At 72.1% G+C, this 25,984-nt stretch carries 21 protein-coding genes; 11 read left to right on the forward strand and 10 right to left on the reverse strand.

All coding sequences use genetic code 11. From position 1 onward, the window contains the following. Positions 1 to 74: 74 nt before the first annotated feature. A complete protein-coding gene (gene ndgR, locus GRC12_RS11395; protein WP_015036427.1) occupies positions 75 to 791 on the reverse strand; it encodes an IclR family transcriptional regulator NdgR in 717 nt (238 codons plus the stop codon). 189 nt (positions 792 to 980) lie between these two features. Between ndgR and leuC the strand changes: the two genes are divergently transcribed. From leuC to GRC12_RS11415, 4 genes are all read left to right on the forward strand, one after another. Then, complete coding sequence (gene leuC / locus GRC12_RS11400) at positions 981 to 2,411, forward strand: 3-isopropylmalate dehydratase large subunit (RefSeq protein WP_208779092.1); 1,431 nt, start codon at positions 981 to 983, stop codon at positions 2,409 to 2,411. A gap of 5 nt (positions 2,412 to 2,416) precedes the next feature. Beyond that, a complete protein-coding gene (leuD, locus tag GRC12_RS11405; RefSeq protein WP_133046751.1) occupies positions 2,417 to 3,010 on the forward strand; it encodes a 3-isopropylmalate dehydratase small subunit in 594 nt (197 codons plus the stop codon). A 275-nt stretch (positions 3,011 to 3,285) separates the two neighbouring features. Next, positions 3,286 to 3,516, forward strand: a complete 231-nt coding sequence (locus GRC12_RS11410) for a hypothetical protein (protein ID WP_208779093.1) — start codon at positions 3,286 to 3,288, stop codon at positions 3,514 to 3,516. Positions 3,517 to 3,653: 137 nt separating this feature from the next. Continuing rightward, positions 3,654 to 4,283 carry an HU family DNA-binding protein gene (locus GRC12_RS11415; RefSeq protein ID WP_208779094.1) on the forward strand — a complete coding sequence of 210 codons (630 nt, stop codon included), beginning with the start codon at positions 3,654 to 3,656 and terminating at the stop codon, positions 4,281 to 4,283. Between the two features lie 75 nt (positions 4,284 to 4,358). Here GRC12_RS11415 and GRC12_RS11420 read toward each other — a convergent pair whose 3' ends face one another. Beyond that, positions 4,359 to 4,562, reverse strand: coding sequence for a hypothetical protein (locus GRC12_RS11420; RefSeq protein ID WP_133046754.1), 204 nt, complete (start codon positions 4,560 to 4,562; stop codon positions 4,359 to 4,361). Between the two features lie 10 nt (positions 4,563 to 4,572). Continuing rightward, complete coding sequence (cofC, locus tag GRC12_RS11425; RefSeq protein ID WP_208779095.1) at positions 4,573 to 5,211, reverse strand: 2-phospho-L-lactate guanylyltransferase; 639 nt, start codon at positions 5,209 to 5,211, stop codon at positions 4,573 to 4,575. A gap of 182 nt (positions 5,212 to 5,393) precedes the next feature. On the opposite strand from cofC, the gene GRC12_RS11430 reads away from it, so the two are divergent. The 3 genes from GRC12_RS11430 to GRC12_RS11440 are packed head-to-tail and all read left to right on the forward strand — an operon-like array spanning position 5,394 to position 8,379. After that, positions 5,394 to 6,158 (forward strand): lysophospholipid acyltransferase family protein, encoded by a 765-nt coding sequence (locus GRC12_RS11430; protein ID WP_208779096.1) that lies wholly within the window; start codon positions 5,394 to 5,396, stop codon positions 6,156 to 6,158. Next, on the forward strand, positions 6,155 to 7,165 hold the full coding sequence (locus tag GRC12_RS11435) for an NAD(P)H-dependent glycerol-3-phosphate dehydrogenase (RefSeq protein WP_208779097.1): 1,011 nt from the start codon (positions 6,155 to 6,157) through the stop codon (positions 7,163 to 7,165). Before GRC12_RS11430 ends, GRC12_RS11435 begins: the two co-directional genes overlap by 4 nt. 59 nt (positions 7,166 to 7,224) lie before the next feature. Next, on the forward strand, positions 7,225 to 8,379 hold the full coding sequence (locus GRC12_RS11440) for a D-alanine--D-alanine ligase family protein (RefSeq protein WP_208779098.1): 1,155 nt from the start codon (positions 7,225 to 7,227) through the stop codon (positions 8,377 to 8,379). 9 nt (positions 8,380 to 8,388) lie between these two features. Here GRC12_RS11440 and GRC12_RS11445 read toward each other — a convergent pair whose 3' ends face one another. Then, a complete protein-coding gene (locus GRC12_RS11445; protein WP_208779099.1) occupies positions 8,389 to 8,871 on the reverse strand; it encodes a DUF3515 domain-containing protein in 483 nt (160 codons plus the stop codon). A gap of 20 nt (positions 8,872 to 8,891) precedes the next feature. After that, positions 8,892 to 9,125 carry an Lrp/AsnC family transcriptional regulator gene (locus tag GRC12_RS11450; protein ID WP_057616476.1) on the reverse strand — a complete coding sequence of 78 codons (234 nt, stop codon included), beginning with the start codon at positions 9,123 to 9,125 and terminating at the stop codon, positions 8,892 to 8,894. A 206-nt stretch (positions 9,126 to 9,331) separates the two neighbouring features. On the opposite strand from GRC12_RS11450, the gene GRC12_RS11455 reads away from it, so the two are divergent. Together GRC12_RS11455 and thiD are read left to right on the forward strand one after the other, a co-directional pair. Beyond that, positions 9,332 to 10,297, forward strand: coding sequence for a thiamine-phosphate kinase (locus GRC12_RS11455; RefSeq protein ID WP_133046760.1), 966 nt, complete (start codon positions 9,332 to 9,334; stop codon positions 10,295 to 10,297). After that, positions 10,294 to 11,100, forward strand: coding sequence for a bifunctional hydroxymethylpyrimidine kinase/phosphomethylpyrimidine kinase (gene thiD / locus GRC12_RS11460; protein ID WP_208779100.1), 807 nt, complete (start codon positions 10,294 to 10,296; stop codon positions 11,098 to 11,100). Before GRC12_RS11455 ends, thiD begins: the two co-directional genes overlap by 4 nt. Here thiD and GRC12_RS11465 read toward each other — a convergent pair. The 3 genes from GRC12_RS11465 to rpmB all read right to left on the reverse strand — a co-directional run bounded on the left by GRC12_RS11465 (position 11,075) and on the right by rpmB (position 15,660). After that, complete coding sequence (locus GRC12_RS11465; RefSeq protein WP_208779101.1) at positions 11,075 to 12,271, reverse strand: FAD-dependent monooxygenase; 1,197 nt, start codon at positions 12,269 to 12,271, stop codon at positions 11,075 to 11,077. The two genes, thiD and GRC12_RS11465, sit on opposite strands and share 26 nt — an antisense overlap. Before the next feature lie 34 nt (positions 12,272 to 12,305). After that, positions 12,306 to 15,362 carry a BTAD domain-containing putative transcriptional regulator gene (locus GRC12_RS11470; RefSeq protein WP_208779102.1) on the reverse strand — a complete coding sequence of 1,019 codons (3,057 nt, stop codon included), beginning with the start codon at positions 15,360 to 15,362 and terminating at the stop codon, positions 12,306 to 12,308. Between the two features lie 112 nt (positions 15,363 to 15,474). Then, positions 15,475 to 15,660, reverse strand: coding sequence for a 50S ribosomal protein L28 (gene rpmB / locus GRC12_RS11475; RefSeq protein ID WP_003993230.1), 186 nt, complete (start codon positions 15,658 to 15,660; stop codon positions 15,475 to 15,477). 251 nt (positions 15,661 to 15,911) lie between these two features. Between rpmB and GRC12_RS11480 the strand changes: the two genes are divergently transcribed. After that, the gene (locus GRC12_RS11480) at positions 15,912 to 17,702 is read left to right on the forward strand and encodes a DAK2 domain-containing protein (RefSeq protein ID WP_308286527.1); all 1,791 of its coding nucleotides are present in this window, start codon (positions 15,912 to 15,914) and stop codon (positions 17,700 to 17,702) included. 7 nt (positions 17,703 to 17,709) lie between these two features. Here GRC12_RS11480 and GRC12_RS11485 read toward each other — a convergent pair whose 3' ends face one another. Next, positions 17,710 to 20,724, reverse strand: a complete 3,015-nt coding sequence (locus GRC12_RS11485; protein WP_208779104.1) for a tetratricopeptide repeat protein — start codon at positions 20,722 to 20,724, stop codon at positions 17,710 to 17,712. Then, a complete protein-coding gene (locus tag GRC12_RS11490; protein WP_208779105.1) occupies positions 20,724 to 22,592 on the reverse strand; it encodes an HSP90 family protein in 1,869 nt (622 codons plus the stop codon). The genes GRC12_RS11485 and GRC12_RS11490 overlap by 1 nt, the downstream gene beginning before the upstream one ends. Positions 22,593 to 22,758: 166 nt before the next feature. Between GRC12_RS11490 and GRC12_RS11495 the strand changes: the two genes are divergently transcribed. Further along, positions 22,759 to 25,980 (forward strand): helicase-related protein, encoded by a 3,222-nt coding sequence (locus GRC12_RS11495; RefSeq protein ID WP_208779106.1) that lies wholly within the window; start codon positions 22,759 to 22,761, stop codon positions 25,978 to 25,980. Positions 25,981 to 25,984: the final 4 nt, after the last annotated feature.

Raw genomic sequence — 25,984 nt, forward strand, 5'->3', positions numbered from 1 at the left:
CGGGGGAGCGGGGAGGGGCCGCCGCGGCGTCGAGGCGGGCCCTCCCCGTTGACGTTCCCGTGCGTGGCCGCACGTCAGCCGGTGCGGCGCAGGGCCTCCGACAGACGGGCGGCGGCGTCGATGACCGCCTGGGCGTGCATACGGCCGGGGTGGCGGGTCAGGCGCTCGATGGGGCCGGAGACCGAGACGGCGGCCACCACGCGGTTGGACGGGCCGCGTACCGGCGCCGAGACGGAGGCGACGCCCGGCTCGCGCTCGCCGATGGACTGGGCCCAGCCGCGGCGCCGTACGCCCGACAGGGCCGTCGCCGTGAAACGGGCGCCCTGCAGGCCGCGGTGGAGGCGCTCGGGCTCCTCCCAGGCCATCAGGATCTGCGCGGAGGAGCCGGCCTTCATGGTGAGCGTCGAGCCCACCGGGACGGTGTCCCGAAGGCCGGACAGCCGCTCGGCCGCGGCGACGCAGATGCGCATGTCGCCCTGGCGGCGGTAGAGCTGGGCGCTCTCGCCCGTGACGTCGCGCAGATGCGTGAGCACCGGGCCGGCCGTCGCGAGCAGGCGGTCCTCGCCGGCCGCGGCCGCGAGCTCGGCCAGCCGGGGGCCGAGAATGAAACGGCCCTGCATGTCGCGTGCCACCATGCGGTGGTGCTCCAGGGCCACGGCCAGTCGATGGGCCGTCGGTCGTGCCAGTCCGGTGGCCGCCACCAGTCCCGCGAGGGTGGCCGGGCCGGACTCGAGGGCGCTCAGGACAAGGGCTGCCTTGTCCAGAACGCCCACGCCGCTACTGTTGTCCATGCAACGATACTCACGTCTCACTCTGTGAAACGCAAGTTCCTTTTTCCGTGAGACGCGCAACCCTTGTATCCACAGCGGCCCGCTGACCGAACGGGCCGGATGACGGACGCCCGTGAACAGGGGCCGGGTGCGCCGTCTCTCAAGATCTCTAGTTGGGCCGGTGGACGTTTGCCGGCCGGAGGGAAAGCGATGGGTAGGACACTCGCGGAGAAGGTCTGGGACGACCACGTCGTCCGGCGCGCCGAGGGCGAGCCCGACCTCCTCTTCATCGATCTCCACCTCCTGCACGAGGTGACCAGCCCGCAGGCCTTCGACGGCCTGCGTCAGAACGGCCGCCCGGTGCGCCGTCTCGACCTCACCATCGCGACCGAGGACCACAACACCCCGACCCTCGACATCGACAAGCCGATCGCGGACCCGGTCTCCCGGGCCCAGCTGGAGACGCTGCGCAAGAACTGCGCGGAGTTCGGGGTACGGCTGCACCCGCTGGGCGACGTCGAGCAGGGCGTCGTGCACGTCGTCGGCCCGCAGCTGGGCCTGACCCAGCCCGGTACGACCGTCGTCTGCGGTGACTCGCACACCTCCACGCACGGTGCCTTCGGCGCGCTGGCGTTCGGCATCGGCACCTCGCAGGTCGAGCACGTGCTGGCCACCCAGACGCTGCCGCTGGCCCGCCCGAAGACCATGGCGATCACGGTCGACGGCGAACTGCCCGAGGGCGTCACCGCCAAGGACCTGATCCTGGCGATCATCGCCAAGATCGGTACCGGCGGCGGCCAGGGCTACATCCTGGAGTACCGCGGCTCCGCCATCGAGAAGCTCTCGATGGAGGCGCGGATGACCATCTGCAACATGTCGATCGAGGCCGGTGCCCGCGCGGGCATGATCGCCCCCGACGAGACGACCTTCGCCTACCTCAAGGGCCGTCCGCACGCCCCCGAGGGCGAGGAGTGGGACGCGGCCGTCGCGTACTGGAAGACGCTCAGGACGGACGACGACGCCGAGTTCGACGCCGAGGTGGTCATCGACGCCGCCTCGCTGTCGCCGTTCGTCACCTGGGGCACCAACCCCGGCCAGGGCGCGCCGCTTTCGGCGTCCGTCCCCGACCCGGCTTCGTACGAAGACGCTTCGGAGCGCCTCGCCGCCGAAAAGGCCCTGGAATACATGGGGTTGGCGGCCGGACAGCCGCTGCGCTCCATCAACGTGGACACTGTCTTCGTAGGTTCCTGCACGAACGGCCGCATCGAGGACCTGCGGGCCGCGGCCGAACTCCTCAAGGGCCGCAAAGTCGCCGACGGCGTACGGATGCTGGTCGTCCCGGGCTCCGCGCGCGTGGGTCTGCAGGCCGTCTCCGAGGGCCTGGACGTCGTCTTCAAGGAGGCCGGCGCCGAATGGCGGCACGCGGGCTGCTCGATGTGCCTCGGCATGAACCCCGACCAGCTGGCCCCGGGTGAGCGCTCCGCCTCCACCTCCAACCGCAACTTCGAGGGACGGCAGGGCAAGGGCGGCCGTACGCACCTGGTCTCGCCGCAGGTCGCCGCCGCGACCGCCGTGCTGGGCCACCTGGCCTCGCCCGCCGACCTGACCGACGTAACCGCCGCCGCGCCCGCTGGAGTCTGAGAGTCATGGAAGCATTCACCACGCACACCGGCCGGGCCGTCCCGCTGCGCCGCTCCAACGTCGACACCGACCAGATCATCCCTGCTCACTGGCTCAAGAAGGTGACCCGGGACGGTTTCGAGGACGGGCTGTTCGAGGCCTGGCGCAAGGACGAGAACTTCATCCTCAACCGCCCGGAACGCAAGGGCGCCACCGTCCTGGTCGCAGGCCCGGACTTCGGCACCGGCTCCTCCCGTGAGCACGCGGTGTGGGCGCTGCAGAACTACGGCTTCAAGACCGTGATCTCCTCCCGGTTCGCCGACATCTTCCGCGGCAACTCGCTGAAGAACGGCCTGCTCACCGTGGTTCTGGAGCAGAAGATCGTGGACGCCCTGTGGGAGCTCACCGAGAAGGACCCCGAGGCGGAGATCACCGTCGACCTCGAGGCCCGCGAGGTGCGCGCCGAGGGGATCACCGCCTCCTTCGAGCTGGACGAGAACTCCCGCTGGCGGCTGCTGAACGGTCTGGACGACATCTCCATCACCCTCCAGAACGAGGCGGACATCGCCGCCTACGAGGCGAAGCGGCCCTCGTACAAGCCGAAGACGCTCCAGGTCTGATTCCGGCCCCTTCCGGAGCATCTGAACACGGCTGGTTTCAGCCACCCGGTACCCCCGATCAGCCCGATCGGGGGTACCGCCATGTCTGCGCCCGATCTGCGCCCGATCAGCCCCGCGTGGCTCTTGGACTTCGTTCAACTTCCCACGTTAGAAAGGGGGTTGCCGGGGTACGCGAGGGTTGTAGCCGCGACTTCCGCAGACGCCCGGACGGCCGTTTGAGGTGGCAGTTGCCCCCTGGGCAGGCGACAACTCGCCCCAGATGGCACAATCTGTGCATGGAACACGACGGCCAACTCGAGCTCTATGCGGCGGTCGCGGGCCAACTCAAGGAAGCGCACGCAAGAGTGCGCGCACTGCAAGTCCCGGAGGGCGTACGGATGGCGCTGACCCGGAAGCTGCTGGTCATTACGGCCGCGGCCAAGCACGATCTCGCCGACGCGGCAAGGCGTCTGGAGGCGTTCGGAGCGGACCTCGACGAGGGGCGAATCCCCGAAGAGGGCCACTGATCGCAGCCGGGGCAGTCGAGTTCGTTGCGGCGCACGGGTGATTAGCCCGTTTCGTGTTTGATTTGCGGTATATATCTGCCTAACGTGCGAAAAAGCTTGAACACTTTCGTTCTGGCGATGTCTCCGAAGGGGAAGACGTGAACAAGGCGCAGCTCGTAGAAGCGATTGCCGACAAGCTCGGCGGCCGCCAGCAGGCAGCCGACGCTGTCGACGCGGTCCTGGACGCCATCGTCCGCGCGACGGTCGCGGGTGACCGTGTCTCGGTCACCGGCTTCGGTTCGTTCGAGAAGGTCGACCGTCCGGCCCGCTACGCCCGCAACCCCCAGACGGGCGAGCGGGTTCGGGTCAAGAAGACCTCCGTTCCGCGCTTCCGCGCGGGTCAGGGCTTCAAGGACCTGGTCAGCGGCTCGAAGAAGCTCCCCCGCGGCGGCGAGGTCGCCGTCAAGAAGGCGCCCAAGGGCAGCCTGACCGGCGGTGCTTCGACGACCGTGAAGAAGGCCGCGGCCAAGAAGGCGACCACGAAGGCGGCCGCCGCGAAGAAGACCACGGCGAAGAAGACGACGGCCAAGAAGACCACGGCCACCGCCAAGAAGACCACCGCGAAGAAGACGACGGCGAAGAAGACCACCGGCGCCGCCAAGACCTCCGCGGCGAAGAAGACCACCGCCCAGAAGGCGACGGCCAAGAAGGCGCCGGCCAAGAAGGCCCCCGCCAAGAAGTCGGCCGCCCGCAGCACCGCCAAGAAGGCCACGGCCCGCACCAGGTAAGGGCACAGGGGCACTCACGCGCCGGGCCGGACTCCCCGTGGAGTCCGGCCCGCGGCGCGTTGTGGGACGGCCGGGTCAGAAGGTCTGCAGCGTCACCAGAGTGATGTGCGGGCCGTCCTCGGCTCCCTCGACCTCGATCCGTACCCGCTGACCGGGCCTGAGCAGCCTCAGCCCGCCCGCGTCGAACGCCTCGGCGTCGAACGGGACGGGGGTTCCGTCGTCGAGCAGCACACTGCCGCTGCGCGTGTCGGCGTCGTAGGTGTACGCGGTCGCCTGCATGAAGCGCAGCCTACTGTCCCGGGATCAGCAACCGCGCGGCCACCGCCGCCGTCCGGGGACCCACCCCGAGGGCCAGCGCGGCCCGCAGATCGTCGCCGGTGTCCACGTCCTGGCGCACCGAGTCCACCTCGTCGAGCGCCAGTTCCACGGCACCGGACGCACGATGCCGGGCCCGGGAATCCGTACCGAATGCCGGCAGCAATTCCCGGCCCGGGGCAGCGGCCAGCAGAGTCGTGCCGATATTCGCGGCATCCGGCATGAATGCGCGCGGGAATTCCGCCGCCGCGTCGAGGACCCGGGCCAATTCCAGGGAGCGCAGCGCCGGGAGGTCGGCGTTCAGGGCGGCCACGGGGGTGTCGGGCCGGTCGGCGCGCACGGCGGCCACCGCGTGCTCCAGGGCCGCGTTCAGCCCGCCGCGCGGCTCGTCGGTGACGACACGGGCGCCCAGCGCGGCCAGCTCGCGGCCGGCCAGGGCGTCGTCCGTGACGACCGCCACATCCTTCACCGCCGGGCAGGCCAGCGCCGCGGCCACGGTGTCCTGGGCGAACGCGAGGGCGAGGCCCGGGCGCACCCCGTCGTGGGCGGTGTCCGAGAGCCTGCTCTTGGCCAGCGCCAGGGGCTTCACGGGGATGACCAACGTCCACTGCACGAGCGTTCCGTCCCTCTCTTCTCGCGGTCATTGTCACTCAGCCGTCACCTGGACCATCTGGTGGTCCGGGCGTCGGGGCGTACGGTGTTCTCGACAGACCGGCGGCCTGGGGCGACACTTGTGCGGCCCCCCGGCCCGATGTACCGGGCCGACGTACTTGGCCCCTAGAGGAAGGTGCGCGCGTGCCCCGCCGCAGAATCGGCTTCTGGTACCGCTTCGCCGCGGTGCTCTGCAAACCGCCGCTGGTGGTTCTGATCAAGCGGGACTGGCGCGGAATGGAGCACATTCCGGCCGAGGGCGGATTTATCACCGCGGTGAACCACAATTCCCACGTGGACCCCTTCGCGTACGCGCACTACCAGTACAACACCGGACGGGTCCCGCGATTCCTCGCGAAGAGCGGGCTTTTCAAGAAGGGATTCGTCGGCGCCGCGATGCGCGGCACCGGACAGATCCCCGTCTACCGCGAGTCCACCGACGCGCTCAGCGCCTTCCGCGCCGCGGTCGACGCCGTGGAACGCGGTGAGTGCGTGGTGTTCTACCCCGAGGGAACGATCACTCGCGACCCCGACGGCTGGCCCATGACCGCCAAGACCGGTGCGGCGCGCGTCGCCCTGCAGACCAAGTGCCCGGTGATCCCGATCGCCCAGTGGGGCGCCAACGAGCTGCTGCCGCCGTACAGCAAGAAGGCGTACATCCTGCCGCGCAAGACCCACCACGTGCTCGCGGGCCCGCCCGTGGACCTCTCGCGCTTCTACGACAAGGACATGACCGCGGACGTGCTCAGGGAGGCCACCGAGGTCATCATGGCCGCGATCACCCGCCAGCTGGAGGAGATCCGCGGCGAGAAGGCGCCCGCCACGCCGTACGACCCGCGCCGCGAGCGCATCGAGCAGCGGCGCAGGACCCAGGCGCAGTCCGGTCACGAGGAGGAGACGAGCAAGTGAGCAGGCCCGTCAAGGCGGCGGTCTTCGGTACCGGTTCATGGGGCACCGCCTTCGGCGTGGTGCTCGCCGACGCGGGCTGCGAGGTGACCCTCTGGGGCCGCCGCGCCGAACTCGCCGAAGCGGTCAACTCCTCGCGTACGAACCCCGACTACCTCCCCGGAGTCGAGCTCCCGGAGAACCTCCGGGCGACCGCGGACGCCGCCGAGGCCGCGCGCGACGCCGACTTCACGATACTGGCGATCCCCTCCCAGACCCTGCGCGCCAACCTCGCCGAGTGGGTCCCGCTGCTCGCCCCGGACACGGTTCTCGTCTCCCTCATGAAGGGCGTCGAACTCGGCTCCGCCATGCGGATGAGCGAGGTGATCGAGGACGTCGCCAAGGTCGGCGCGGACCGTGTCGCCGTCGTCACCGGGCCCAACCTCGCCCGCGAGATCGCCGCCCGGATGCCGGCCGCCGCCGTGGTCGCCTGCACCGACGAGGCGGTGGCCCAGCGGCTCCAGGCGGCCTGCCACACGCCGTACTTCCGGCCCTACACCAACACCGACGTGGTCGGCTGCGAACTGGGCGGCGCGGTCAAGAACGTCATCGGGCTCGCGGTCGGCATCGCGGACGGCATGGGGCTCGGCGACAACGCCAAGGGCTCGCTCATCACGCGCGGCCTCGCCGAGACCACGCGGCTCGGGGTCGCGCTGGGCGCCGACCCGCTGACCTTCTCCGGGCTCGCCGGCCTCGGCGACCTGGTGGCCACCTGTTCCTCGCCGCTGTCCCGCAACCACACCTTCGGCACCAACCTCGGCAAGGGCATGACCCTGGAGGAGACCATCGCGGTCACCAAGCAGACCGCGGAGGGCGTCAAGTCCTGCGAGTCGGTGGCGGATCTGGCCCGCCGGCACGGTGTGGAGATGCCGATCACGGAGACGGTCGTCGACATCGTGCACGAAGGCAAGCCGCCCGTCGTGGCGTTGAAGGAACTGATGTCGCGCAGCGCGAAGCCGGAACGACACTGAGCGACCCCCCGGGGCGCACGCTGTCTCAGGGCACTACCACCGGGTACTCTCAACGCGATATGAGCACCGAGAACCTTCCCCAGAGCCCTGAGCAGCCGTCTCGCAAGCCGCGCGTGGCCGTCGTGTTCGGCGGGCGCAGCTCCGAACACGGGATCTCCGTGGTCACCGCCGGCGCCGTCCTCAAGGCCATCGACCGGACGAAGTACGACGTCCTGCCGATCGGCATCACGCGGGAAGGCCGCTGGGCCCTGACCGCCGACGAGCCGGAGCGCATGGCGATCACCGACCGCCGTACGCCGGAGGTCGAGGACGTGGCCGAGTCGGGCGAGGGCGGCGTGGTGCTCCCCCTTGACCCCGGCAACCGCGAAGTCGTCGTCAGCGAGCCCGGATCGGTGCCCAAGGCGCTCGGCGAGGTCGACGTGGTCTTCCCCGTCCTGCACGGCCCGTACGGCGAGGACGGCACCCTGCAGGGCCTGCTGGAGCTCTCCGGCGTCCCGTACGTGGGCGCGGGCGTGCTCGCCTCGGCCGTCGGCCAGGACAAGGAGTACATGAAGCGGGTGTTCACCTCCTTCGGGCTGAAGGTCGGCCCGTACGTGGTGATCCGGCCCCGGGAGTGGGAGCGGGACGAGTCCGCGGCCCGCGGGAAGATCGTGGACTTCGTCGGCGAGCATGGCTGGCCGCTGTTCGTGAAGCCCGCGCGCGCGGGTTCGTCGATCGGCATCACCAAGGTCGACGACCTGTCCGGCCTGGACGAGGCGATCGCGGAGGCCCAGCGCCACGACCCGAAGATCCTGGTCGAGGCGGCGGTGGTGGGGCGCGAGATCGAGTGCGGGGTGCTGGAGTTCGAGGACGGTCCGCGGGCCTCCGTCCCCGCGGAGATCCCGCCGCCGGACGCGCACGCGTACTACGACTTCGAGGCCAAGTACATCGACTCGACCCCGGGTATCGTGCCCGCGCCCCTCACCCCGGAGGAGACGGCCGAGGTCCAGCGCCTGGCGGTGGAGGCCTTCGAGGCGGCGTCCTGCGAGGGACTGGTGCGCGCGGACTTCTTCCTCACCGACGAGGGCTTCGTCATCAACGAGATCAACACCCTGCCCGGTTTCACGCCCATCTCGATGTACCCGCAGATGTGGCAGGCGAGCGGCATCGGCTACCCGGAGCTGGTGGACCGGCTCATCCAGGCGGCCCTGCGCAGGTCGACCGGCCTTCGTTAGCCGTCGCGGCTAGTCGGCGATCCCTTCGGGGATCGCCTTCTTTATCGCCGGAGCCAGGTCGACGAGCGGGGACATGCCGTCTCCCGTGCGGCCCTTGGGGATGGTCACCTCGACATACGCCCTGCGCAGGGTCGTGGTGAACCGGAACGAGCCGTCGCCCCGCTTCTCCAGCAGCCAGCCCACCCCGTTCACCTCGACCCCGTCGGCCTCCGGATCGCTCATCTTCGCGGGCCGTACGACACCGCAGCGCAGTATGATCGCCGGGTTCCCCCAGCCCGCGGTCAGCGCGGACGCGGGCTCGGGATCCCGGCGATCCTGACCGTCCACCTCGGCCGGCAGCACCTTGTCCAGCTTCTGGCACAGCCCGGTCACCGTCGCACCAGGCGAGGGAACCGCGGCCCTGGCACTGTCGTCTGCCGAGGAGCAGCCCGCGAGCGTGATCAGCAGGGCGAGCACGGGCAGGCCGGTGAGCCGGTGACGGTAGAAGTTCACCGGCCAAGGGTAGACGGGGGCTACAGATGGACGACCGGGCAGGTCAGGGTACGGGTGATGCCGTCCACCTGCTGGACCTTCGCGACCACCAGGCGGCCCAGGTCGTCCACGGTGTCGGCCTGCGCCCGCACGATCACGTCATAGGGTCCTGTCACGTCCTCGGCCTGGATCACCCCAGGAATCTTGCTGATCGTCTCGGCGACGGTCGACGCTTTGCCGACGTCCGTCTGGATCAGGATGTACGCCTGTACCACGGAACCTCCAGGGCGGCCACGAGGATCATGTGGGGAAAAGGAACGCCACGGTATCGCGTCGCCGCGCGCCGCGGGGAGACCCGCGAAGGCCGTGGCTCACGCGCCGGGGTGCGGTCACGACACAGGTTGACGGACACCTCGACCGTATCGAGGACACTGATGACGCGCGACCGGGAACGGCCAGGGACAGAAGGGGAGCAAGGGCAATGAAGGGCACTGTTGGTGAGCTCGGGGAGTTCGGGCTCATCAGGGAGCTCACCTCCCGTCTCACCACCACCCCGGCGGTCCGGGTCGGCCCCGGCGACGACGCCGCGGTGGTCGCCGCCCCCGACCGACGGGTGGTGGCCTCGACCGACATCCTCCTGGAGGGCCGGCACTTCCGCCGCGACTGGTCCACGGCGTACGACGTGGGCCGCAAGGCCGCCGCGCAGAACCTCGCGGACATCGCCGCCATGGGCGCCGTGCCGACCGCGCTGCTGCTCGGCCTGGTCGTCCCCGCCGAACTGCCGGTGACCTGGCCGAGCGAACTGATGGACGGCATCCGCGACGAGTGCCAGGTCGCGGGCGCCTCCGTGGTCGGCGGCGATGTCGTACGCGGCGACACGATCATGGTGTCGATCACCGCGCTCGGCGATCTGCGCAACCAGGAACCCATCACCCGGGGCGGCGCCCAGCCCGGCGACCTCGTCGCGGTCACCGGCTGGCTGGGCTGGTCGGCGGCCGGGTACGCGGTGCTCTCCCGCGGCTTCCGCTCGCCGCGCGCCTTCGTGGAGGCCCATCGGCGCCCCGAGCCGCCGTACCACGCGGGCCCGGCGGCCGCGGGGCTCGGTGCGACCGCGATGTGCGACGTCAGCGACGGGCTGATCGCCGACCTCGGGCACATCGCCGAGGCCAGCAAGGTGCGCATCGACATCCGCTCCGGGGCGATCGACATCCCCTCGCAGATGAACGACATCGGACAGGCCGTCGGTGTCGATCCCATGCAGTGGGTGCTGACCGGGGGAGAGGACCACGCGATCGTGGCCACCTTCCCGCCGGACGTGAAGCTCCCGGCGCGCTGGAAGGTGATCGGGGAGGTCCTCAACCCCTCGGCGCTGCCCCAGGTGACGGTCGACGGGGCGCCGTGGACGAGCAAGGGCGGCTGGGACCACTTCGGGGACATCGAGTCATGAGCCCCCCGCCCCGGGTGCTGACGGTCGCCGGGTCGGACTCCGGCGGAGGCGCCGGGATCCAGGCCGACCTGAAGACGATGCTCGCGCTCGGCGTGCACGGCATGAGCGTCGTCACGGCCGTCACCGCGCAGAACTCCCTTGGTGTGCAGGGGGCCTGGGAGCTGCCGGTGGAGGCGGTGCGGGCGCAGTACCGGAGCGTGGTCGACGACATCGGCGTACAGGCCGTCAAGACCGGGATGCTGGCCTCGGCCGAACTCGTCGAGGCCGTGGCCGAGTTGATCGCCGGGACGGACGCACCGGCGGTCGTCGACCCGGTGGGCGTCTCCAAGCACGGGGACCCGCTGCTGGCCGCGTCCGCGCTGGAGTCCGTACGCCAGCGGCTCCTGCCGGTCGCGACCGTGGCGACCCCGAACCTCGACGAGGTCGCCCAACTCACCGGCGTGCGGGTCGAGTCGGAGGGACAGCTGGGGGAGGCCGCGGCGGCCGTGCTGTCGTACGGACCGCGATGGGTGCTCGTCAAGGGCGGTCATCTGCCCGGTGACGCCGTGGACCTGCTCACCGACGGCACCGAGGAGCACTGGCTGCGCGCGCCCCGGCACGACAACCGGCACACGCACGGCACGGGCTGCACCCTCGCCTCCGCGATCGCGTCGCAGCTCGCGAAAGGCCTGACCGTGCCGGAGGCGGTGGCCGCCGCCAAGGACTACGTCACCGGGGCCGTCGCCGCCGGCTTCGCGCTCGGCGGCGGGATCGGGCCCGTGGACCACGCCTGGGCGCTCAGAACGGGTACTCCCTCAGCTTGATGTCCGTCGCCGCCTTCTCGGTCATCCGCTTGAAGAAGCGGGCCAGCGGACGGGAGGCGAGGATCCGGTACATCCGGTCCCGGCTGCGGATGCGCCGCTCGGTCGCCGGGGCGAAGAACGGGCCCGCGTTCCCGGAGATCTTCTGGCAGCCCTTGGCGAAGTCCCGGATCCGGGTCTCGTACTCCGCGAAGGCGGTACGGAAGTCGCCGTCGGCGAGGGCGAGTTCACCGGCGAGGACGTAGGCGCCGACGATCGCCACGCCCGTGCCCATGCCTCCCATGGTGGCCCCGTACCCGGCGTCGCCGAGCAGTGCCACGCGCCCCTTGGTGAGGCGGTCGACGTGGATCTGGGCGATGGCGTCGAAGTACAGGTCGTCGGTCTCCTCGAGGGCCTTGAGGATGGTCGGCCCCTCCCAGCCCAGTCCGGCGAAACGCTCCCTGAGGATCCGCTTCTGCGCGGTGACGTCCCGTCGGTCGTAGCGCAGTTCCTCCGACCGGAAGACCAGCAGCGCGCCGGCGCGGTCCGGGTCGCCGTCGTAGTTGCCGACGACGACCGCGCGGCCGGGCTCGCTGTAGACCCGGCCGGTCCGGTCGAGGCCGAGATGGTTGGGGACGTCGAAGCCGGCCACGTAGTGGTCGAAGAAGCGCAGGTAGCGGGATTCGTCGCCGAAGACCAGCCGACGGGTGTGGGAGTGCAGTCCGTCCGCGCCGACGACCAGGTCGAAGCGGCGGGGAGCGCCCCGCTCGAAGGTGATGTCCACGCCCTGCGGGTCCTCGGCGAGGGTGGCGATCGAGTCCCCGAAGACGTACTCGACGTCGTCCTTCGTCCGCTCGTACATGATCCGCGCGAGCTCGCCGCGGAAGATCTCCACGTCGCCGCTCATCATGTCCGCGGGCAGGTCCACGCGCGGGGTGCCGTCCGCGTCGACGACGGTCTGGCGGCCCATGTGGGTCTGACGGGTGTGGATCTCGTCCCAGATGCCCATGGAGGTGAGGACCGTGCGGTGGACGTGGCCGCGGAAGTCGACCGCGAAGCCGCCGCCGCGCAGTTCGGGGGCCTTCTCGACGACGGTCACCCGGGCGCCGAGACGGGACAGGTCGAGGGCGACGGCGGGGCCGGCGACGCTCGCGCCGGAGACCAGGACACTGAGGTTGCTGAGGTTCTTCGTCATGCGGTGAGCTTCGGCGGGGCCGCTGACCGTCCGCCTACCGTTCGCTGACCGCCGCTGACCGCAGGCTCCGGCCCCGCTCGAAGGCCGCCGCGTAGTCCTCCGCGGACAGCCCGGCGCGGGTCTGCCGTTCGGTGCGTACGACGTCCGGGGTGCCCGCGTCGGGGGCGCCCCGCAGGCCCGTCGCGGCGCCCAGCAGGACGGCGGCCCGTTCGGGCGACCCGGCGACGGACGCCAACGCCTCGGCCACCTCGGCGAGTTCGAGTTCGCCGGGGCCCTCGACGGCGAGTTCGGCGGCCTGCCGGAACCAGTCGCGGGCCTCCTCGGCACGGCCCTCGGCGGCGGCGGTGCGCCCGAGCCCGATGAGGATCCGTGCGGTCTCACCGACGCTGAACCAGTTGGCGGCACAGGTCTCCAGAGCGGCTTCGTACTGCTCACGCGCGCGTGCCGGGTCCCCGGCCAGCCGGGCCGCGTCACCGAGGCAGCGCCGGGCGCCCGCCATCTTGTCGGGCAGACCGGCGTCACGGGCGAGCACCAACGCCTGCCCAAAATGGATCTCGGCACCGGCCGTGTCGCCCTGGTGCAGCAGCACGGCGCCCCGGGTGCGCAGCAGGTCGGCGGTCTCCTCGGGGGCCGCCACCTCCCGCATGTACGCCAGTCCCTCGTCGATCAGCTCCAGGGCGCGCGGCGCGTCCCCGCGCGCGAGGGCGAACATGCCGAGCGGATCGAGGCAGTTGGCCATCCCCCAGCGGTCGCCCGTCTCCCGGAACGCCTCCAGCGCCCGGGCGAAGCTCTCCTCGGCCTCCCGCGGCCGGCCCGCGAACCGCTCCTGGAAACCCAGGCCCACCTCCAGCAGCGCCCGAGCCCAGGGGTCCTCGCCGGCCAGGGCTATGGCCCGGTCGTTGGTCGCCGGCCGGGGGCCGACCGCCAGCGACCACAGCATGAGGATGTACGGCAGCCGCAGCGGACCCTCGTAAGCGGCCAGGAGGGCGTCCACGCGCGCGACGAGCCCGTCGCGGCCGGCCGCGTCCTCGCCGTCGCCGAGGAGCACGTTGATCGCGCACAGCACGTACTCCTCCGTCAGCCCCGGAGGCGGCGCGTCCCCGACGGCGGCCAGCAGCTCACGCGCCGACGCCACCTGTCCGCCGTGCAGCCCGCGCAGCCGCCAGAAGCACGACAGGACGGCCATCAGCCGCAGAGCGTCCCCGGGGCCGTGGCGTACGAGGTGGCGCAGCGCGGCGTCCAGGTTGTCGTGCTCGGCGGACAGCCGCTCCAGCCACGGCAGTTGACCGCCGCCCCGGATATTCGGCTCCGCCTCCTCGGCCAGCCGCAGGAAGAACGCGGCGTGCGCGTCGGCGAGACCGCCGGGGTCGCTCAGGTCCTCCGCGGCGAACGCGCGGATCGTCTCCAGCATCCGGTAGCGCCCCTCGGACACCTCCACGAACGACTTCTCGACCAGCGAGGCCAGTACGTCCTCGGGATACGGCAGCCCGCACACCGCTTCGACCGCCTCCAGGGTTGCGCCGCCGGAGAACACCGTCAGCCGCCGCGCGAGCTCCCGCTCCTCCTCGTCCAGCAGCTCCCAGCTCCACTCCACGACGGCGCGCAGGGTGCGATGCCGGGGCGCCTTGGAGCGGTCGCCGCGCGAGAGCAGCCGGAACCGGTCGTCCAGCCGCTCGGCGAGCTCGTCCGGGGTGAGCGTGCGCAGCCGGGCGGCCGCCAGCTCGATGGCGAGCGGGAGCCCGTCGAGGGCGGCACAGATGTCGGGCACGCGCGCGTGGCCGTCGAAACCGGGGCGCACGGCGCGCGCCCGGTCCAGGAAGAGCCGCTCGGCGGGCTCCGGCCGCAACGGCGGCACGGGGACCAGGACCTCGCCGGTGATGCCGAGCGACTCCCGGCTGGTGGCGAGGACACGGACGCCAGGGCAGGCGGCGAGCACCAGGGCGCAGACCCGGGCCGCGTCCTCGACGAGATGCTCGCAGTTGTCCAGCACCAGCAGCACCTCCCGGTTCTCCAGCGCCCCCACCAGCCGGTCCGTACTGTCGGCCGCCCGGCTGCGAAACCCCTCACGCACCCCGAGAGCGGTCAGGACGGCGTACGGGATCTGCTGCCCGTCGGCGACGGGAGCGAGCTCCACGAAGCAGACGTCGGGGGAGGGGGAGGGGGCGCCCGCGGAGGAGCGAGCACCGGTGCTCGCGCGGTTCGTGAGGGTGGCAGCCGCCTCGATCGCCAGACGGGTCTTCCCCGCGCCGCCCGGGCCCGTCAGGGTGATCAGGCGGGCCTCGGCGAGCAGGGTGGCCATGCGGGCGAGTTCGGGCTCGCGGCCGACGAAACGGGTGAGCTGGACCGGGAGGCGGCGGCGCTCGGGCTCGGTGCCCTGGAGCAGCTCCAGGTGCAGCGCGGACAGCTCAGGCGACGGGTCGGCGCCCAGCTCGTCCGCGAGGGTGCGCCGGGCCTCCTCGTACACCGTCAGTGCCTCCGCGGGCCGCCCGCCCGCGTGCAGGGCCCGCATCAGCTGCCCGTACAGCCGTTCGCTCAGCGGATGGTCCCGCAGCAGCGCCCGCAGCTCCGGCACGAGCCCGGGACCGCCACCGAGCCCCAGGTCCGCCTCGATCCGGTCCTGTACGGCGGCCAGCCGCAGCTCCTGGAGCCGGGCGACCTCCGCGTGCGCCGACGGCAGGTCGGGCAGCGCGGGCCCGCGCCACAGCGCGAGCGCCTCCCGCAGCCGGGCCGCCGCGCCCTTGTGGTCACCGTCGGCGAGGGCGGCTCGCCCTTGACCGGCCAGCTGTTCGAAACGGTGCGCGTCGACGGACTCGGGCGGTACGGCGAGGCGGTACCCCGCGGGCACCGCCTCGACGTCCGTGTGCGGGGCCAGGCGGCGGCGCAGCCGGGAGATCTGGGACTGCAGCGCGTTGGCGGCCCCGGCGGGCGGCTCGGCGCCGTACAGGCCGTCCGTGAGCCGCTGCGTGGAGACGGGGTGGCCGGCGGCCAGGAGCAGCAGGGTGAGCAGGGCGCGGGGGCGGGGGCCGCCGGGGTCGACGGGGATGCCGTCGTCGGTACGTACCTCCAGAGGGCCCAGGATGCCGAAGCGCATGGGTACAGCTTGTCAGGGCACGGCCTTGTCGGAGGACAGCAAAAAGCCGGCCCACACGAGGTGGACCGGCTCAGTGCAGCGAACCAGCGGTGGCCGCGCGCTTAGCTGTGCGTCAGCGCGAGACCTTGCCGGCCTTGATGCACGAGGTGCAAGCGTTCACGCGCTTCGGCGTCCCGCCGACCACGGTACGGACGCGCTGGATGTTCGGGTTCCAGCGACGGGACGTACGGCGGTGCGAGTGCGAGATGTTGTTGCCGAAGCCCGGCCCCTTGCCGCAGACGTCGCAGTTGGCAGCCACGGGTCACTCCAAAGACTTCAGATGCACTTACGGTTGGATCCCGGCATGCCGGGATCGCGATCGCAGGATCAGATCTGAGTGGCGTTGCCAGGGGAATGGCCCGATGTGGATCGGGCAACCGGAGCAGCATACAACGACTGCGCCAGTACAACGAAACTACCATGGCTGCTGACACCCCAGGCCCCGGCCCTCTTCCGGCACCGACCGTCCCTGGGTCTACGCTGCGTCCAGTCCAGCTCAGGGAGGCGCAGGTGGCGCGGGTGCCGCAGACATTCCTCGATGCTCTCGCGGTGCGCACCTGGTGCGGTCTCGCTCTGGAGGCGCTCGGACGCGCGCGCGAGGAGATCGACGCGATCAACGTCTACCCCGTGGCCGACGGGGACACCGGCACCAATCTGTATCTGACCATGGAGTCCGCCGCGGCCGCGGTCGAGGCCGTCTTCGCCGGTCACGAGGCCGGCGCGGACGCCGGGAAGCCGACCCTGGCGGAGGCCGTGCGCGCGATGGCGCACGGCGCGCTGATCGGCGCCCGGGGCAACTCCGGGACCATTCTCGCGCAGCTGCTGCGGGGCATGGCGCAGGTGCTCGCCGAGGACGGTGAGACGCCTCACACCGACGGCGACGGGCTGCGGCTCGCCCTGCGGCACGCGGCCGACTCGGCCCGGCAGGCCGTCGCGCACCCCGTCGAGGGCACGGTCCTGTCGGTCGCCTCGGCCGCCGCCGACGCGGCCAGGGGCGACGCCGCGGACGACTGCGGGTCGGTCGCCCGGGCCGCCCACGCGGGCGCGTGCACCGCGCTTGCCGCGACGCCGGGCCAGCTGGCGGTCCTGGGCCGCGCGGGCGTGGTCGACGCCGGCGGACGCGGGCTGGTGACGGTGCTGGGCGCGCTGGTGGAGACGTTCACGGGGGAGACGCCGGGGGGAGCGTCCGGGCCGGGCGGCGAGGGGTACGGGCGGGCGGATGCGGGTGCCGCGCACACGCGCGTGGAGTCCGAGGCGACGCATCCGCAGGGCGAACTCGGCGACCTCGTTCCCGATGCGCCGCACGCGCGCCCGGAGATCGTCTCGGGCCTCACCGGCACCGCGGCCGAGGAGTGCGCCGACCCGGTGGCGGACGCCGGACCCGCCTTCGAGGTGATCTACCTCCTGGAGGCCGCGGACGCGGCCGTGACCCGGCTGCGGGACCGGCTCGACGCGCTCGGGGACTCCCTGGTCGTGGTCGGCGGCGACGGGCTGTGGAACGTCCACGTGCACGTGGACGACGCGGGCGCCGCCGTGGAGGCGGGCGTCGAGGCCGGGCGGCCGTACCGGATCCGGATCACTCACTTCGGGGCCGGTGACGTGCACACCACCGGTGCCGAGCGGCCGCCACGGGAGCGGGTGCAGCGCGCCGTGGTGGCGGTCGTGCCCGGCGAGGGCCTGGCCGGGCTGTACGCGGAGGCCGGTGCCACCCCCGTGCTCGCGCGCCCCGGGGAGCCGCCCGCGAGCGGGGAGCTGCTGAACGCCGTACGGCGGGCCCACGCGCGTGAGGTCGTGCTGCTGCCCAACGACGCCGAGCTGCGGCACACCGCGGCCGCGGCGGCCGAGCAGGCCCGCGCCGAGGGCATCCGGGTCGCCCTCATCCCCACGCGCTCGGCGGTCCAGGGCATCGCGGCGCTCGCCGTGCACGAGCCCGAGCGCCGCTTCGACGAGGACGTGGTGTCCATGACCTCGGCGGCCGGCGCGACCCGCTACGCCGAGGTCGCCGTCGCCGAGCGCCAGTCCTGGACCATGGCCGGCATCTGCCAGGCCGGCGACGTCCTCGGCCTCATCGACGGGGACGTGGCGGTGATCGGCACCGATGTCACCGCCACCGCCGAGACCGTCCTGGACCGCATGCTCCAGGCCGGCGGCGAACTCGTCACCCTCGTCCTCGGCGACGAGGCCCCGGAGTCCGTGGCCGCGCGACTGGAGACACGCGTGCGTGAGTCCTATCTCGCCGTCGACACGGTGGTCTACCGAGGCGGCCGCCAGGGCGCGCTGCTGCTGATCGGCGTGGAGTGACCAAGCCCTACTGGCCCCTGGCCTGCTCCTCCGTCACCTGCAGCAGCTGGTCGGCCTCCGCGCGGCGGGCCCGGACCGTCTCGTCCTCGGTGCCGGCTCCGTCGTACGCCCTGAGCACGGCACGCGCGCGGTCCGCCGCGTCGGCCGGGCGGCCGAGGTCGGCCTCCAGCCAGCCCGCGGCGAGTTCGGCGCCGGTACGGCTGTGCAGGGCGTCCTCGTCCTCCAGCGAGGCGAACACCGCGACCGCCTCGCCGACCTGGACCAGGGCGTCCTCCAGCGCGGCCCGGATCGCGTCGTCGTCGGCGTCCTCGGCGGCGGAACGGGCCAGCAGATCCCCGAACTGGCGGTGCGTGTGGCCCAGTTCGGCGACCAGACGCTCCCGCGCCTCCGCCTCGGCCTCGTCGGCGCCCAGCACCCGCTCGCACTCCCCGACCGCGGCCGACATCAACTCCCGTGCCGCGTCCGCCCCGTCGTCCGCGCGCAGCGCGAGCCACGCACGCGCGCGCAGGGAGCGGACCAGGCCGTGGACGTTGCCGAGCGAGCGCCACAGCTCGCCCGCGCGCGCGTACGCCTGATCGGCCTCGGCGGGCAGTCCGGCGGCCCCGAGGGACTCGGCGGCGAGGTGGGCGAGCGTGGCGTGGTCGTGCTGCTCGGGCCAGTGCCGGGCGATCTCGGCGGCCCGCAGCCGCCGTTCGGCCGCCTCCCGGTGCTCGCCCAGCTCGCTCAGGCAGTCACCGAGCCACCACTGCGCCTGGACGACCGCGCCGTCGCCGTGGGTCTCGACGGTCAGGTCGGGCAGCGCGGACTCCAGCACCTCCGCGGCCTCGGCGAATCGTCCCTGCCGCAGCAGGAAGCCGCCCAGCTGATGCCGGGCCCAGGCACCGAGCGTCGGCCCCTCGCCCGCCTCGTCGGCCCAGTGCGCGGCCTCCAGGGAATGCTCGGCGGCCTCCACGGCGAGTCCCCGGCCGCCGACGACCTCGGCGAGCTGGAGATGCAGCTGGGCCCGCCCGACCGCCTCCAGCTGCGTCCCGCCGTGCTCCAGGGCCGCCCGCAGCGCCCGCTCCGTCCCGGCGATGTCGCCCAGGTGGTGCGACAGCCCCGCGAGCCGGGCCTCGTACTCGACCGCGAACCACGGCAGCCCGGCCGCCACGAACCCGTCCGAGGCCCGCGTGAACAACTCCACGGCCCCCTCCGGATCCCCGCCCTGCAACGCCAGCTCCGCGAGCATGGCCAGCCCCTCGGCCTCCCGGGCGGCGATCCGCACGTCGTCCCCGGCGTACCCCCCGACCAGCGCGAGCAACTCCCGCACGGCACGCTCGGCCTCGGCCAGCACGCCGTCCGCGGACGAGGTCCGCGAGGGGACCGTGCCGGTCTCGTCCGGCACCTCACGGACTGCCCCGTCCTCCCCGTTCACCCCCGCCCCGGTCTCGGCCAGCTCCTGCACCCGGCGCATCAGCACCCGCGCCCGGCCCATCAGCACCGACGCCGTCTGCCTCAGCCCCGTCGCCTCGTCGGCGTACAGGGCGAGGATCGCGTCGTAGGGCTCGGCGACCGCGGCGACGGCCTCGTCGACGCGGCCGGTGAGGGCGCGTACGTACGCCGCACGCGTGCGTGCCGCCAGTGCCTCGCCCGGGTCGCCCGCCTCGGCGTACAGCTCGGCGGCCCGCTCGAAGAGTTCGACGCCCTCGGGCCCCCGGCCCATCGCCTCGTGGTCGACGATCTCGGCGCGGTCGCGGACGTCCAGTTCGACGCCCTCGGCGGCCCGCGCCACCGCCGCCCACGCCTCCACGGCGTTCGGCCGCAGGGTGTCCGACAGGCGCCGCGCCTCGGTCAGCAGGGCCGGCAGGTCACGCTCCTCCTCCGGGGACACCGTGACCGGCGTCGCCACCGGTGCGGCGGGCGCCGGGCGCACCGCCCGGACGCCGAGCGGCAGCCGCTCCACCAGAGGACTCTGCGCCATACGCGCGCGTGCCCGCTCACCGACGTGGGCGGTTCCGTTGCGCTCGTCGAAGCGCGCCGCCAGGGCCAGGGCCTCGGTACGCGCGTGCGTGGCGAGTTCGCCGGCCGTCCAGGACCGTCCGGCCGGCCCGGGCACCTCACGGTCCGCGAGCCCCACCTCGACGAGCCGGTCCATGAGCAGGGCCACCACGCTCAGGAAGTCCAGCCGGCTGCGCGGCTGCCCGGTGTCCGTGAAGTACGCGGGCCGCTCCGCCAGCAGCTCCAGGCCCCGCGCCTCGTTCCCGGTCAGCGCGCAGAACTCCACGTGGTCCGCGTACGCGCCCCGCATGCTCTCCATGGGCCGCACCAGCCGGAAGCCCCGCAGATGGTTGGCGCGCGCCTCGTCCGCGCGGCCCAGCCGCAGCAGCGGCACCAGCGAGGACGCGAGCACCGTGTGCGGCTCGTGCGCACACGTGAACTCGCCCTCCAGGACCGGCCGCCACAGCAGCAGCGCCTCCGCGTCCCGGCCCCGCTCCGCCTGCCACCAGCCCTGCCCGTGCAGCTCGCAGGCGTGGCAGTCGGCCATGCTGTCCCGGTCCGCCGCGAGCCAGGCGGTGTACGCCCGCTCCGCGCGCGGAAGATCACCCACGTGCGCGGCGACGCTGAACTCGGCGCTGCGCACGGCCCGTTCGGAGTGCCCGGCGAGCCGGTAGCGGTGCTCCATCTCGCCGAGCCACTTCTCGATCGAGGCGAGCGGGACGTGCGGCTGGTCGAGCATGCCGGACGACATCCACTTGAAGACCCAGTGCAGTGAGTGCGTCTCGTACTCGTCGAAGTCCTCGGGCCGCTCGTCCCACATGCGCAGCAGACGCGCGAAGGGGACGAACATCTTGTCCTTCTCGGAGCTGTAGTTGTAGACCTTCAGCTGGTGCCCGAGCGCCTCGATGACGGCGAGCGGGATGCCCAGCTTCTCCGCCTCGGCGAGCAGTTGCTCCGCGCGCGCGTTGCGGGCCGGCCCCTCCGGCCGTTCGGAGTTCTCCGCCATCGCCCGGCGCAGGGAGTCGAAGTCCGTGATCCCAGCCATCAGCGGCCGTCCTCCCCGTGTGCGGACTCTCCGTTGGCGGACTCTCCGTGGGTGGCCCATTCCAGCAGGCCGATGAACGCCCGGTTCAGCAGGGCGGTGTCCGCGGGCCTCAGCGGCCGCTGCGCCATCAGCAGGGCCTGCCCGTACAGGGACTCCGTGGCCGTGCCGATCAGTTCCGCGTCACCCAGTGAACTGATCCTGCGGACCAGGGGGTTGAGATGGTTGAGCACCAGACGCGCGCGCGGAGCGCTGCCGCGCAGCGAACCGAGGATGCCCGCCCACAGGTCGTCGGCCTGCTCCGCGGCGTCCGCGCGGGCCTGTTCATGCCGGGCGGAGCGGTCGTCGAGGTGGAGGGCGGGGACCGAGACGGGGTGGAAGGCGCGCAGTACTATGTCACATTGCACCGCGTCCAGCCGGGCCCGCGCCGCCGCCAGGAACCCCGACAGCGCCAGCTCCTCCGCCGCGTCCACGGCGTCCAGATGCGCCGTCACGGTGTCCGCGTCCAGCTCCGCGACCACCGTCCCCGGCCGCACCGACGGCAACGCCTCGACCAGCTCGCCGTCGTACGTGTAACCACCGTTGATCACCCCGATGCCCTGCGCGGAGGCGATCGGCGCGACCTGCCGGTACTCCTCCACCGTCCGCGTGAAGTGCACCACCCGGTGCCGCTGCGCGAACTCCTCCAGCGACAGCCGCCCGTCGGTCGTCTCGAACGGCAGCCACGGCAGCATCGTCCGCAGCATCTCCCGGTCGTGCCGCGCCAGGGACTTCACGCCCAGGTGGTGCACCGACAGGAAGGCCGCCAGCCGCTCCGGATCACCGGCCGCGAGCCCGGTCAGCCAGGCCCGGATCCGTTCGCCGAGCGCCTCCCGCACGGCCGCCAGCGTCTCGTCCTCGTACAGCGACTCGCGCGAGGCCGTGGGCCGCAGACTGTCCGTGTCGAGCACGCAGCGCACGAAGAACGCCCAGTCCGGCAGCAGCTGTTCGGCCCGCTCGGTCAGCAGCATGCCCTTGAGGTGCACCCGGTGCGTGGCCCGCTGCGCCGGACTGACCGCCGACGGCAGCACGTACGCCACCCCCCTGATCCCGGCGAGCGGTACGTCCAGCTCGATCGAGTCCAGCGGGGTGAACCCGAACAGCTCGTGACAGTGCCGCGCCAGGGCCACCCGGCGGGTGGCGGGGGAGGGGTAGGGACGGTCCCAGGGCGCGGGCAGGTCCGTGACTGCCTCCTCACCCACCCGGACGTCGTACGGCAGCAGCGAACCGAAGTCCCGCGCCAGCATGAGCACCCGCTCGGCCGACAGCCACTCCCCGGCCCCCGCCCGCGCCACCAGATGCACGGTGGTGCCCGGTTCGGGCCGCGCCGCGTCGGGCAGCGTCCGCACGGTGTAGGAGCCGTCGTCGCTCGCCGTCCACTCCACGGGCGCCGCGTCCGGGGTACGGGCGCTGCGGCTGACGACCCTGATCCGCTCGGCCACCACGAAACAGGCCAGCAGCCCGATGCCGAACTGCCCGAGGAAGTCCGAACGGACCTCCTGGATCCCGCCGGCGATCCCCTCGGAGCGCTTGGAACTGCGCCCGATGGTGGCCAGCAGACTGTGCACGTCCGCCTCGGTGAGCCCGATGCCGGAGTCCTCCACCCGCAGCGTGCCCGCCTCCGCATGCAGCCGCACCCGCGCCGGGGCGTCGGGCTGCTCGGCGCGCCGGGCGGTGATGGCGTCCACGGCGTTCTGCAGCAGCTCGCGCAGATAGACCCGTGGACTGGAGTAGAGGTGATGGGAGAGCAGGTCCACCAGTCCGCGCAGGTCGACCTGGAACGTATGAGGTGGCTGGGACGGCTGGGATGACTGTGAGGTCTGGGAGTCCATCGTCGCGGCGCCGGTGGGGGGAATGCACGTCGGCGCGGGGTCGGGCGGTCCCGATGGGGCGGTGACCGCGGGGGATGGCCGGAGCGCGCCATCCTAAAGCCGGAACGAGCCGTCTGACCAGGGGTTTCGACAGACGTATACGGCGATGTCAGTGACGTGGTGTGCAATGGATCTCGTGCCCGCACTGGAAGAACCACTGAAGAAGGTGCTCGGACCACCCACCGCGAAGGTGATGGCCGAGTCCCTCGGCCTGCACACCGTCGGCGACCTCCTGCACCACTACCCGCGCAGATACGAGGAGCGCGGCCAGCTCACCCACCTCGCCGAGCTGCCGATGGACGAGCACGTCACGGTGGTCGCCATGGTCGCCGACGCCCGGCTGCACACCTTCGCCTCCGCGCGGGCCCCCCGCGGCAAGGGCCAGCGCCTGGAGGTGACGATCACCGACGGCAGCGGCCGGCTCCAACTGGTCTTCTTCGGCAACGGCGTCCACAAGCCCCACAAGGAACTGCTGCCGGGCACCCGCGCGATGTTCGCGGGCAAGGTCTCCCTCTTCAACCGCCGCCTCCAACTGGCCCATCCGGCATACGAGTTGCTGCGCGGCGACAGCGAGGAGACGGTCGAGACCTGGGCCGGCGCCCTGATCCCCATCTACCCCGCCACCGCCAAGCTCGAGTCCTGGAAGATCGGCAAGGCGATCCAGACGGTGCTGCCCAGCGCCCAGGAGGCCCTGGACCCCCTGCCCGCCACCCTCCGTGAGGGGCGCGGCCTGGTCACCCTGCCCGAAGCCCTCCTGAAGATCCACCAGCCCCACACCAAGGCCGACATCGCCGACGCCCGCTCCCGCCTCAAGTGGGACGAGGCCTTCGTCCTCCAGGTCGCCCTGGCCCGCCGCCGGCACGCCGACGCCCAACTCCCCGCCGTCGCCCGCAAACCCAAGCCCGACGGCCTCCTCACCGCCTTCGACGACCGCCTCCCCTTCACCCTCACCGAGGGCCAGCGGAAGGTCTCGAAGGAGATCTTCGACGACCTGGCCACCGAACACCCGATGCACCGGCTGCTGCAGGGCGAGGTGGGTTCCGGGAAAGCTCAACCCCTGGACTCGCTTGTGCTCACACCCCGCGGTTTCCGTCGGATGGGAGACCTGGGGGTGGGCGACGAGGTCGTTGTGCCCGCAGGAGAGATCGCTCTGGTCGACGGGGTCTTTCCGCAAGGGGAGCGGGATGTGTGGCGCGTCGTGCTCTCCGACGGAAGTTCGGTGGAATGCGATGACGAACACCTCTGGATCGTCGGCACGAGTTGCGGCTGGGACCGTGGTCAGCCCCCCAAGGTGATGACTACCCGGGAAATCCGACACGATCTGTTCAAGGCCAACGGGTCGTCGAAGTGGTACATCCCGGCGGCGACCCCCGTGGATCTCGGCGACGATTCCGGTCTTCCTCTGGACCCCTACCTTTTCGGGCTCCTGTTGGGCGACGGCTCGTTCCGGCACAATCTGCGGTTTTCCACCGTCGACGCGGAGATTCGCGATGCATTGGTGGCGGCGGTGGCTCCGGACTGTCGGCTCGTCCCGGTGACCGGTTCTCGGTGCGACTACACCATTCAGCTGACCCGACGTTCGGGCGGTGCCCGTAACCCGGTCATCCAGATCTTGCGTGATCTGGGTCTTTGGGGGCTGACGTCGCATGGCAAGTTCATTCCCGCCGAATTCAAGAACACGTCGATCAAGAACCGCCTCGCCCTCCTGCAGGGGCTCATGGACACCGACGGTACGGTTGATCAGAACGGCTTGAGTATTTCCCTGTGCTCGGCCTCGCCGATGTTGGCGGACGACGTGGCTTGGCTCGTGCGCTCCCTGGGGGGCCGGGCGCGTGTTCTGCCCAAGAAGGCCGCATTCAACGTCTCGGTGGCGCTACCCGACGGCTACCCGCCGTTTCGGCTTACCCGCAAGGTCGAACGCGTACGTCCACGTGCGAAGTACAACACCTTCCGTCGGGGCATCCGCACTGTGGAACACGTGGGACGGAAGCCGGTCCAGTGCATCAGCGTCGCTCACCCGAGCCACGCGTATGTCACCGACAACTTCACCGTCACGCACAACACGATGGTCGCCCTGCGCGCCATGCTCGCCACCGTCGACGCAGGCGGGCAGGCCGCCATGCTCGCGCCCACCGAGGTGCTGGCCCAGCAGCACCACCGCTCCGTCGTGGAGATGATGGGCGAGCTGGCCGAGGGCGGGATGCTGGGCGGCTCCGAGCACGCCACCAAGGTGGTGCTGCTGACCGGCTCCATGGGGACGGCGGCGCGGCGCCAGGCGATGCTCGACCTGGCCACCGGCGAGGCCGGCATCGTGATCGGCACGCACGCGCTGATCGAGGACAAGGTCCAGTTCCACGACCTCGGCCTGGTCGTCGTCGACGAACAGCACCGCTTCGGCGTCGAGCAGCGCGACGCCCTGCGCGGCAAGGGCAAACAGCCCCCGCACCTCCTCGTCATGACGGCCACCCCCATCCCGCGCACGGTCGCCATGACGGTCTTCGGCGACCTGGAGACCTCGGTCCTCGACCAGCTCCCCGCCGGCCGCTCACCCATCGCCTCCCACGTCGTTCCCGCCGCCGACAAACCCCACTTCCTGGCCCGCGCCTGGGAGCGGGTCCGCGAGGAGGTCGGCAAGGGCCACCAGGCGTACGTCGTCTGTCCCCGCATCGGCGACGAGGAGGACGACCCGAAGAAGTCCGGCAAGAAGAAGTCCCCCGAGGACGAGGCGGAGAAGCGCCCGCCGCTCGCCGTCCTGGAGGTCGCGGACCAGCTGGCGAAAGGGCCGCTGCACGGCCTCCGGGTGGAGGTCCTGCACGGACGTATGCACCCCGACGACAAGGACGCGGTCATGCGCCGCTTCGCCGCCGGCGACACCGACGTCCTGGTCGCCACCACCGTCATCGAGGTCGGCGTCAACGTCCCCAACGCCACCGCGATGGTCATCATGGACGCCGACCGCTTCGGCGTCTCCCAGCTCCACCAGCTGCGCGGCCGGGTGGGCCGGGGCTCCGCCCCCGGCCTCTGCCTCCTGGTCACCGAGATGCCGGAGGCGAGCGCGGCCCGCCAGCGGCTGAACGCGGTGGCGTCGACCCTGGACGGCTTCGAGCTCTCCCGCATCGACCTGGAGCAGCGCCGCGAGGGCGACGTCCTCGGCCAGGCGCAGTCGGGCGCCCGCACCAGCCTGCGGGTGCTGGCCGTCATCGAGGACGAGGACGTCATCGCGGAGGCGAGGGAGGAGGCGGCGGCGGTCGTGGCGGCGGACCCGGAGCTCACCGACCTCCCGGCGCTGCGGACGGCGCTGGACGCCCTCCTGGACGAGGAGAGGGAGCAGTACCTGGAAAAGGGCTGAGAAT

It is taken from the genome of Streptomyces griseorubiginosus (assembly GCF_017614965.1).
Classification (GTDB): Bacteria; Actinomycetota; Actinomycetes; order Streptomycetales; family Streptomycetaceae; genus Streptomyces; species Streptomyces griseorubiginosus_B.

What these genes read in the sequence shown, in the direction of transcription:
- thiD (WP_208779100.1), top strand. Translation starts at nt 10,294, where the DNA reads ATGAGCCCCCCGCCCCGGGTGCTGACGGTCGCCGGGTCGGACTCCGGC.
- GRC12_RS11485 (WP_208779104.1), bottom strand. Translation starts at nt 20,724, where the DNA reads ATGGCTGGGATCACGGACTTCGACTCCCTGCGCCGGGCGATGGCGGAG.
- leuC (WP_208779092.1), top strand. Translation starts at nt 981, where the DNA reads ATGGGTAGGACACTCGCGGAGAAGGTCTGGGACGACCACGTCGTCCGG.
- ndgR (WP_015036427.1), bottom strand. Translation starts at nt 791, where the DNA reads ATGGACAACAGTAGCGGCGTGGGCGTTCTGGACAAGGCAGCCCTTGTC.
- GRC12_RS11455 (WP_133046760.1), top strand. Translation starts at nt 9,332, where the DNA reads ATGAAGGGCACTGTTGGTGAGCTCGGGGAGTTCGGGCTCATCAGGGAG.
- GRC12_RS11490 (WP_208779105.1), bottom strand. Translation starts at nt 22,592, where the DNA reads ATGGACTCCCAGACCTCACAGTCATCCCAGCCGTCCCAGCCACCTCAT.
- GRC12_RS11465 (WP_208779101.1), bottom strand. Translation starts at nt 12,271, where the DNA reads ATGACGAAGAACCTCAGCAACCTCAGTGTCCTGGTCTCCGGCGCGAGC.
- leuD (WP_133046751.1), top strand. Translation starts at nt 2,417, where the DNA reads ATGGAAGCATTCACCACGCACACCGGCCGGGCCGTCCCGCTGCGCCGC.
- GRC12_RS11470 (WP_208779102.1), bottom strand. Translation starts at nt 15,362, where the DNA reads ATGCGCTTCGGCATCCTGGGCCCTCTGGAGGTACGTACCGACGACGGC.
- GRC12_RS11495 (WP_208779106.1), top strand. Translation starts at nt 22,759, where the DNA reads ATGGATCTCGTGCCCGCACTGGAAGAACCACTGAAGAAGGTGCTCGGA.
- GRC12_RS11440 (WP_208779098.1), top strand. Translation starts at nt 7,225, where the DNA reads ATGAGCACCGAGAACCTTCCCCAGAGCCCTGAGCAGCCGTCTCGCAAG.
- GRC12_RS11410 (WP_208779093.1), top strand. Translation starts at nt 3,286, where the DNA reads ATGGAACACGACGGCCAACTCGAGCTCTATGCGGCGGTCGCGGGCCAA.
- GRC12_RS11420 (WP_133046754.1), bottom strand. Translation starts at nt 4,562, where the DNA reads ATGCAGGCGACCGCGTACACCTACGACGCCGACACGCGCAGCGGCAGT.